Genomic DNA, 7,919 nt, shown 5'->3' with positions numbered 1-7,919 from the left:
TTCACGCGTTGTGTCCCTTCTGGGAGTCCGGGCCCGCGCCCTGCGCGGCGTCGTCCTGGCGGATCATGTCTTCGATCAACCGGGCCATTTCGGCGATCGTGGGCGCCTCGAAGACGTTGCGCACCCCGATCTGGAGCTGGAAGGCCTCACGCAGCCGGGCCACCAGCTGGATCGCGAGGATCGAGCTGCCGCCGGCCTGGAAGAAGTTCTCCTCGATCCCGACCGGCCCGCCCAGCAGGTCCTGCCAGATCTCGAAGACCAGTTGCTCGCCGAGGTCGCGCGGGCCGGTGGGGGCACTGGCCGTGGCCTTGGCTTCGGGCTCGGGCAGGGCCGAGCGGTCGAGCTTGCCGTTCGCGTTGAGCGGGATCCGGTCGAGCACCGTGAAGGAGGCCGGAACCATGTAGTCGGGCAGCGCCCGCGCACAGTGCGCCGCCAGCTCCGCGTCGGCGGGGGCCGGCTGCGCCGGGTCGGCGAGCACGCAGTACGCGGCGAGTTGGAGCTCGCCGGAGGGCCTCGGCACCGGGACCACGGCCGCGTCCCGCACCGCCGGGTGCTCCAGCAGCACCGAGCGGGCCTCGCCGGGCTCGACCCGGAAGCCGCGGATCTTGACCTGTTCGTCGATCCTGCCGACGAACTCCACCTGGCCGTGCACCGTCCAGCGCACCAGGTCACCGGTGCGGTAGAGGCGGGTTCCGGGGGCGCCGAGCGGGTCGGGCAGGAAGCGTTCGGCGGTCAGGCCGGGCCGGCCGTGGTAGCCGCGCCCCACCCCGGTGCCACCGACGTGGAGTTCGCCGACCACTCCGACCGGGACCGGCCGCATCCGCTCGTCGAGCACCCGCATGACCATGCCGGGCAGCGGTCGGCCGATCGGCACCTCGTCGCCGAGTACCGGATTGTCCACCGGGAACACGCAGGTGCCGACGGAGGTCTCGGTGGGGCCGTACTCGTTGATCAGCCGGCCGTCGCCGAGGGCGGCGGCCCAGGGGCGGGCCAGCGCTGCGGGCAACCGCTCGCCCGCCGCGACGATCAGGCCGTGCTCGCCCACCAGTTCGGCGCAGCGCTCGGGACCGAGCCGGTCGGTGAGCACCTGCAGGTGGCTCGGCGTCAGCTTGAGGAAGCCGAACGGACCGGCCTTGGCCAGGTGGTCGCCGAGCTCGTAGAGGTCGCCGTCCTGGGCCTGCAGCCAGACCCGCTCACCCGTGGTCAGCGGCGCCCAGACGTTCGGCACCACCAGGTCGAAGGCGATCGAGGAGAACAGCGCGCCACCGCCGGGCGCGGCCGCGACGAGGGTGCGCGCGGCCCACCGGACGTGGTTGGCCAGGCCGCGGTGGGTGACCGCGACACCCTTCGGGCGGCCGGTCGAGCCCGAGGTGAAGATGAGGTAGGCGAGCCGGTCGAGGTCGTCCGAGGCCTGGGCGAGCGGCTCGCAGCCCTCGATCACCGCCTGCTCGCGGTCGACGTCCAGCACCGTCCAGGAGTCCGAGGCGGCGGCGAACCGCTCGCCGTTCGGCCTGTCGGTGAGCAGCGTCCGGGCTCCGGCGGCCTCCGCCATCCGGGCGACGCGGTCGGCCGGGAAGGTCGGATCGACCGGCAGGTAGGCGCCGGCCGCCTTCCAGACCGCCAGCAGAGCCGCGATCAGCCGCGGCCCCCGGTCCATGGCGACGACGACCACGTCCTCGGCGCCGACGCCGGCCGCGCGCAGTCGGGCCGCCAGCCGTCCCGCGTAGTCGTCCAGCCGGGCGTAGGTCCAGACGGCGTCCTCGCCGACCAGCGCGACCGCGTCCGGGGTCTCCGCGGCGCGCCGGGCCACCAGGGCGGGCACCGAGGCCGGCGCCACCTCATCCACGGCCTCGCCGGTGCCCCAGTCGGCCACGGTCCGGGACTCGGCCTCCGAGAGCAGCGGCAGCTCGGCCAGCGCGAGGTGCGGCGCGGTCGCGGCGACCTCGACGATCCGCAGCAGGTGCTCGGTCATCCGGCGCACGGTCGCCTGGTCGAACAGCGCGGTCGCGTACTCCAGGCCGCCGACCAGCGAGCCGTCGGAGCGCAGGCGCAGGATCAGGGTCAGGTCGGTGTGGGTGGCGTGCCACATCTCGGCGAGCGACTCGACCGGCGCGTCCTCGGCGATCAGGGCGTTGAAGTCGGCGTCGTGGTAGTCGAAGGCGGCCTGGAAGATCGGGGTGCGGGAGAGGTCGCGCTCGGGCGCGAGCCGCTCGACCAGCCGGTCGAAGGGCAGCGACTGGTGCTCGAGCGCGCTCTTGACGGTCCGTCCGAGCCGGTCCGTGGCCTCCGTGAAGGACAGCTCCGGCTCCAGGCGGGCGCGCAGCACCAGGCTGTTGAGGAAGAAGCCGACCACGCCCTCGGTCTGCGGGAACTCACGGCCCGCGACGGGCGTGCCGATCGGCAGGTCCCAGCTTCCGCCGTGCCGTCCGAGCAGGGCGGCGAAGGCGGTGAGCAGCACGGTGAACCTGGTGGCGCCGACCTTGCGGGCCAGCCGGTCCAGGGCCTCGCTCCGCTCGGCGTCGATCTCCAGCGGGACGATCGAGCCGCGGGCGTCGCGGACCGCCGGACGCGGCCGGTCGGTGGGCAGGCGCAGCGCCGTGATGCCGTCCAACTCCTGAGCCCAGTGGTCGAGTTCACGCTCGGTCCGGGGGTCCTTGGCGGCTTCCTGCTGCCAGACCGCGTAGTCGCCGTACTGGATCGGCAGGGCCGGCAGCTCGGGCGTGCGGCCGGCGGCGAGCGCCCCGAGGAGCTCGGTGAACTCGCGCTCGAGGATGCCGGTCGACCAGCCGTCGGAGGCGATGTGGTGGATCAGCAGGCACAGCGTGCGGTCGGTCCCGTCCTCGACCAGCACCGCGCGCAGCAGCGGGCCGGTCGCGAGGTCGAAGCCCTCCTGCTGCTCGGTGCGCAGCACGCCGGGCACCGCCTCGGCGCCGCCGCGCACCACCCGCAGCCCGACGGCGGCCGGCGGGTCGACGATCTGGACCGGGACACCGTCGATCTCGGGGAAGCGGCTGCGCAGCGCCTCGTGCCGCTCGACCAGCAGGTCGAGCGCGCGCTGGACCGCCGGCACCCCGGCGTCGGCCGGCACCGGCAGGACGAGCCCGGACACCCACTCGCCGACGCCCGAGCGCAGCCGCTCGGAGAACCAGATGCGCTGCTGGCCGGGCGACAGCGGCAGCGGCCGGCCACGGTCGACGGGCTTCGGGCCCGGCTCCGCGGCCGCGCCCAGCAGCTCGGCCTGCGCCGCGACGGTGGTGGCGCCGAACAGCCCGCGCAGGGCGATCGCGGACCCGGACAGGTCGCGCAGCCGGGTCACCAGGCGGGTCAGCTGCAGGGAGGTGCCGCCGAGGTCGAAGAAGTCGTCGTCGAGGCCGACCTCGTCGGCGCCCAGCACGGTGCGCCAGGCTCCGGCGACCAGCTGCTCGGCCTCCGTCGCCGGGGCGCGCCGCACACCGCCCGAGCCGGCGGCGGGCACCGCCAGGGCCTTGCGGTCGATCTTGCCGGTCGGCCCGAGCGGGAGCGCGGCGTGCTCGACGAAGCTGCCCGGGACCATCGCCGGGGCGAGCACCCCGGCCAGGAAGCGGCGCAGCTCGGCTGAGCCGGCCCTCGGCGCGTCCGGGCGCAGGACGTAGTGCGCGGCGAGTCGCTTGTCGCCGTTCGAGGTCTCGTACCCGACCACCGCGGTCATCAGCACCGACGGGTGGGCGAGCAGCGCGGCCTCGATCTCGGCGGGCTCGACGCGCACGCCGTTGATCTTGAGCTGGTCGTCGATCCGGCCCAGGTACTCCAGGACCCCGTCGTTGCGCCAGCGCACCCGGTCCCCGGTCCGGTAGAGCCGGGAGCCGTCGCCGGCGAACGGGTCGGGGACGAAGCGCTCGGCGGTCATCGCCGGGCGGCCGAGGTAGCCGCGGGCCAGGCCGACACCGCCGGCCAGCAGCTCGCCGGCCCGGCCGGGGCCGAGCGGGCGGTCGGCGGCGTCCACGACCAGGACCCGCATGCCGGTGATGGGCCGGCCGATCGGCACCGGCCCGGCGAGCGCCTCGGGGTCGACCCGGTGCGCCGTGACGTCGATGGAGCACTCGGTCGGGCCGTAGGTGTTCCACACCTGGACCCCGCGCGCCTTGCCCCGCACCGCGGAGACCAGCTCCCTGGTCAGCGGCTCACCCGCGGAGAACAGCAGCCGCAGCGCGTCGCAGCGCTCCCAGCCGTCCTCCTCCAGCAGCAGCCGGAGCACCGACGGCACGACCTGCAGCACGGTGGCGCGGCGGTCCGCGACGGCCCGCAGCATGGCGGCCGGGTCGGCCTCCACGCCCACCGGCGCCAGGGCGACGGTGCCACCGCTGATCAGCGGGGCGAACACCTCCCAGCAGTGGGCGTCGAAGGTGATCGCGGTCTTCTGCAGCACCGTGTCCCGCTCGGTCAGCCCGCACTCGCGCACGACCCAGCGGACCCGGTTGGCGATGCCGCCGTGGGTGATCGCGACACCCTTGGGCTCACCGGTCGAGCCGGAGGTGTAGATGACGTAGGCGAGGTGCTCCGCCGCCGGCCGCACCTCGGGGGCCGTCACCGGCAGGGCGTCGAGCCACTCGGCCGAGCCGTCGAGGACGATCGGGCTGGCGCCCGCCTCCCGGACGGCCTGCGCCGAGGCGGCGTCGGTGATCACCAGGCCGGCCCCGCTGTCGCCGACCAGCCGGGCCAGCCGGGCCGCCGGCAGGTCCGGAGTGAGCGGCAGGTAGCCGCCGCCGGCCCGCCAGACACCCAGCAGCGCGACGACGAGCTCGACGCTCCGGGGCAGGCGGACCCCCACCACGGTGTCCGGGGTGACCCCGGCCTCCAGCAGGTGGTGGGCCAGCCGGTTGGCCCGGGCGTCGAGCTCGGCGTAGCCGAGGGAGCTCGTGCCGTCCGTCACCGCGACCGTGTGCGGCGTCAGGTCGGCCTGCTGGGCCACGAGCTGCGCGAGCAGGGCGGCCTCGTCGCTCGGCACTGGCGGGTTCATCGTGGACACTCCTGATCGGGGACTACGCGGTGGCGGCGGAGGGGTGGACTGAGGGCGTGTCGGGTGGTTCGGGCGGGACGGGGCCCGTCCGATCCACCGGACACCCTCAGCTGGCCGCGGTCTCCATGCGGCGACGCAGGCTGGCCGGGCGCATGTCCGTCCAGACCTGGTCGATGTGGGCCAGGCACTCGTCCTTGGAACCCTCGGTACCCTCGGCCCGCCAGCCGGCGGGCAGGTCGCGGTCGGCCCACCAGATCGAGTACTGCTCCTCGTCGTTGAGGACGACGCGGTAGCGGCGGAGGTCGGTCTGCTCTTCCATCGGTACTCCTGACGAACGGTCGGCTGGCGGGCATGCCGGCCGACGGACGATCGGTGAGGGACGGGAAACGCGGATCGGGGCGCCCCACGGCACCCCGCGGTACGCGCCTTCCCCGTCGAAGGAGATCCTCGGCGCGACGTCTATACCGCGTTCTATACTTCGCCTGGCCTCGGGCCGCCCGGCACCGTACGGGCCCCGCACCGGCCCGTGAACGACGACGCCGGCCCCGCGGCCGAGGGGGCCACGGGACCGGCGGGAACCGACTGCGGGAGGGTTACTCGCCCGGCAGGAAGCCGTCGACGACGACGCCCAGGGAGGCCGCCTGCGCGAGGCCGCGGATGCGGTCGGCGAGCGCGATGTCGAGGCTGCCGAGACCGAACGGCGAGTAGATCGCCCGGCGGGCCGGGTCGCGCCGGAACGCGGCCGGGTCGCGCAGGATCGCACCGATCTCGGCGTCGATGAAGTCCCGGTTGCCGCTGGCCTGTTCGGCCAGGTGCACCGAGGTCTGCTCACGGGAGACGTGGTCGGCGTCGTCCACCACGTTCTGCGCGGCGAGGATCTCCTCCACGTGCAGGTCGCGCAGCGAGACGTGCAGGACGGTCGCGTCCTTGGCCGCCGGCCCGAGGTCGAGGTGGGGCGCGGGCGCGGTGGTGGCGAGGGCGATCAGGCGCTGGTCCGCGATCGTCTCGGCCACCGAGTCGCCGATCGTCACCGCCAGACCGTACCGCCGCGCGGCCTCCTCGCCGAACTGCCCGGCCCGCTCGCGGTCGAGGTCGAACAGCCGCAGCCGGCTCAGGCTCGGGAAGGCGTCGCGCAGGTAGTACAGCACCTGACGGTTGATCGGGCCGCAGCCGATCAGGGCGAGTTCCTCGGGCTCGGCCTCCACCGACAGCGCCCGGGCACCGATCGCCGCGCTGGCGGCGGTGCGGTGCGCCGAGATCTCGGAGCCCTCGATCAGCGCCGTCGGCCGACCGGTCTCCGGGTCGTTGAGCACGATGACGGCGCTGGCCCGGTCGATCCCGCGCGCGACGTTGCCCGGGAAGGAGGCGATCCACTTCATCCCCATCGACGAGGGCTCCTCGCCGCCGCGCACATAGGCGGGCAAGCCGATGATGCGGTCTCTGGGCATGTCCGGGAAGCGGAGGAAGATCGAGTGCGGCACCGTGGTCAGACCCTCGTCGTGCCTGCGGTAGGTGTCGCCGACCGCCTCGACGACCAGGTCGCGGTGGGTGGCGAGGATCTCGCGAACCTCGGAGTTTCGCAGGATCAGCATGACGTTCCTTCTGTCGGGAACCCCGGGAACGGGGTCCGGATGTTACGACGGGTACGGCTCCGGCCCGGGCGGTCCCGGCTCCTGGACGCACCCCTCCGGGAGCCGGCGGCGGTCAGGAGTAGATCGAGTCCAGGTAGCGCTGGCCCTTGTCCGGGAAGACCACGACGACCTTGGCGTCGGGCGCCAGCCCGCCGGCGAGCTGCTCGAAGGCTGCCAGGGCCGCCCCGGAGCGCGGCCCGGCGAGGATCGCCTCCCGCTCGACCAGGCGCCGGCAGGCCCGAACAGCCGTCGCCCGGTCGATCCGGAGCCGGTGGCGCACCCCTTCGACACCCGGATCCGGCGGCATCGGATCATCGGCCTCGGCGACCAGGTGGACCGCGACCAGCTCGGTGGCCAGGCCCGACAACCGGATCCGCTCGGCGCAGCCGCGCAGGACCGCCGGGCTGTCCGCGGCGCAGATCACCAGGTCAGGCGGGCCGTCGACGCCTTCGAGGATCTCGCGTGCCGCGCCCGGGTCGGACTGGGCACGGCGCAGCGCGCTGTGCGGTCCGGGCCAGTACCCGCCGATCCGCGCCGCGAGCTCGCGGGCGGCGGCCTCCCGCGCCGACTCGTCCGCGGCGTCGCCGTCCGGCACCTCGACCTGGGCGCCGTAGGCCCGCAGCAGCCCGCCGACGGCCGAACGGACCGCAGGGCTGGCGACGCAGACCAACTCGATCCTGCGGCTACGGCAGGCCTGGGCCAGGCTGACCGCGAAGTCGACGGAGCCGGTTTCGGCCACCAGGGTCGAGCCCGCGACCATCTCGCCGCGCCGGAGCAGTTCGTCCACCGCGGCGACGGCGGAGCGGTCCTCCACGCTGCCGGTCGGGTTGAAGCCCTCCAACTTGGCGAAGAGCTGCCCGGGGAAGCCGTCGTCGACGCGCACCAGCCGTATCAGGGCGGTGTTGCCGATCGTGTCCAGAATCCCTGCGCTGAGCCCCATGGGAGTTCACCCCGTCCTCTCCGGTGGCCGTCCGCGGTTCGCGTGCGTGTCGGCCGGTCGTGTCTTATTCGCGGATGCCTGCGGCTTCGATTGCTCGTTGGCGGGTTGCGCGTGTGGTTGCTTGTGCTGCGGTGGCCAGGGTGACGAGGGCGCAGAGTGCGATGGTCTCGCTGATCTGGGTCCAGGGGATCACGGTGGTCGGGTTGGTGGTGAGTCGGTCGAGTGAGAGGTGTTGGGTGAGTGCGGCGAGGGTGGTGGCGGTGGCGGCGAGGAGGGTGCCGACGATGACGGCGATGGCTGATTCGGCTGCGGCGATCTTGATGATCTGGGTGCGTGCGGTGCCGGCGAGGGA

General features: G+C 74.2%; 4 protein-coding genes and 1 pseudogene. All 5 read right to left on the bottom strand.

Annotated elements, in window-relative coordinates; all coding sequences use genetic code 11:
• Position 1 precedes the first annotated feature (1 nt).
• Positions 2-4,996: an amino acid adenylation domain-containing protein gene (locus tag ACZ7RU_RS35870; protein WP_470345196.1), complete on the bottom strand. Its 4,995-nt coding sequence runs from the start codon at positions 4,994-4,996 to the stop codon at positions 2-4.
• Positions 4,997-5,102: 106 nt separating this feature from the next.
• Positions 5,103-5,315 carry an MbtH family protein gene (locus ACZ7RU_RS35865; protein WP_470345195.1) on the bottom strand — a complete coding sequence of 71 codons (213 nt, stop codon included), beginning with the start codon at positions 5,313-5,315 and terminating at the stop codon, positions 5,103-5,105.
• A 274-nt stretch (positions 5,316-5,589) separates the two neighbouring features.
• Complete coding sequence (sbnB, locus tag ACZ7RU_RS35860; RefSeq protein ID WP_470345194.1) at positions 5,590-6,588, bottom strand: 2,3-diaminopropionate biosynthesis protein SbnB; 999 nt, start codon at positions 6,586-6,588, stop codon at positions 5,590-5,592.
• A 112-nt stretch (positions 6,589-6,700) separates the two neighbouring features.
• On the bottom strand, positions 6,701-7,567 hold the full coding sequence (locus tag ACZ7RU_RS35855) for a pyridoxal-phosphate dependent enzyme (RefSeq protein WP_470345193.1): 867 nt from the start codon (positions 7,565-7,567) through the stop codon (positions 6,701-6,703).
• A 64-nt stretch (positions 7,568-7,631) separates the two neighbouring features.
• Positions 7,632-7,919, bottom strand: a pseudogene (locus ACZ7RU_RS35850) (hypothetical protein); the annotation flags it as partial.

It is taken from the genome of Kitasatospora sp. NPDC114501, from assembly GCF_055633695.1.
The sequence above is the reverse complement of the archived record's forward strand: the minus strand, read 5'-3'. Positions and strand labels throughout refer to the sequence as shown.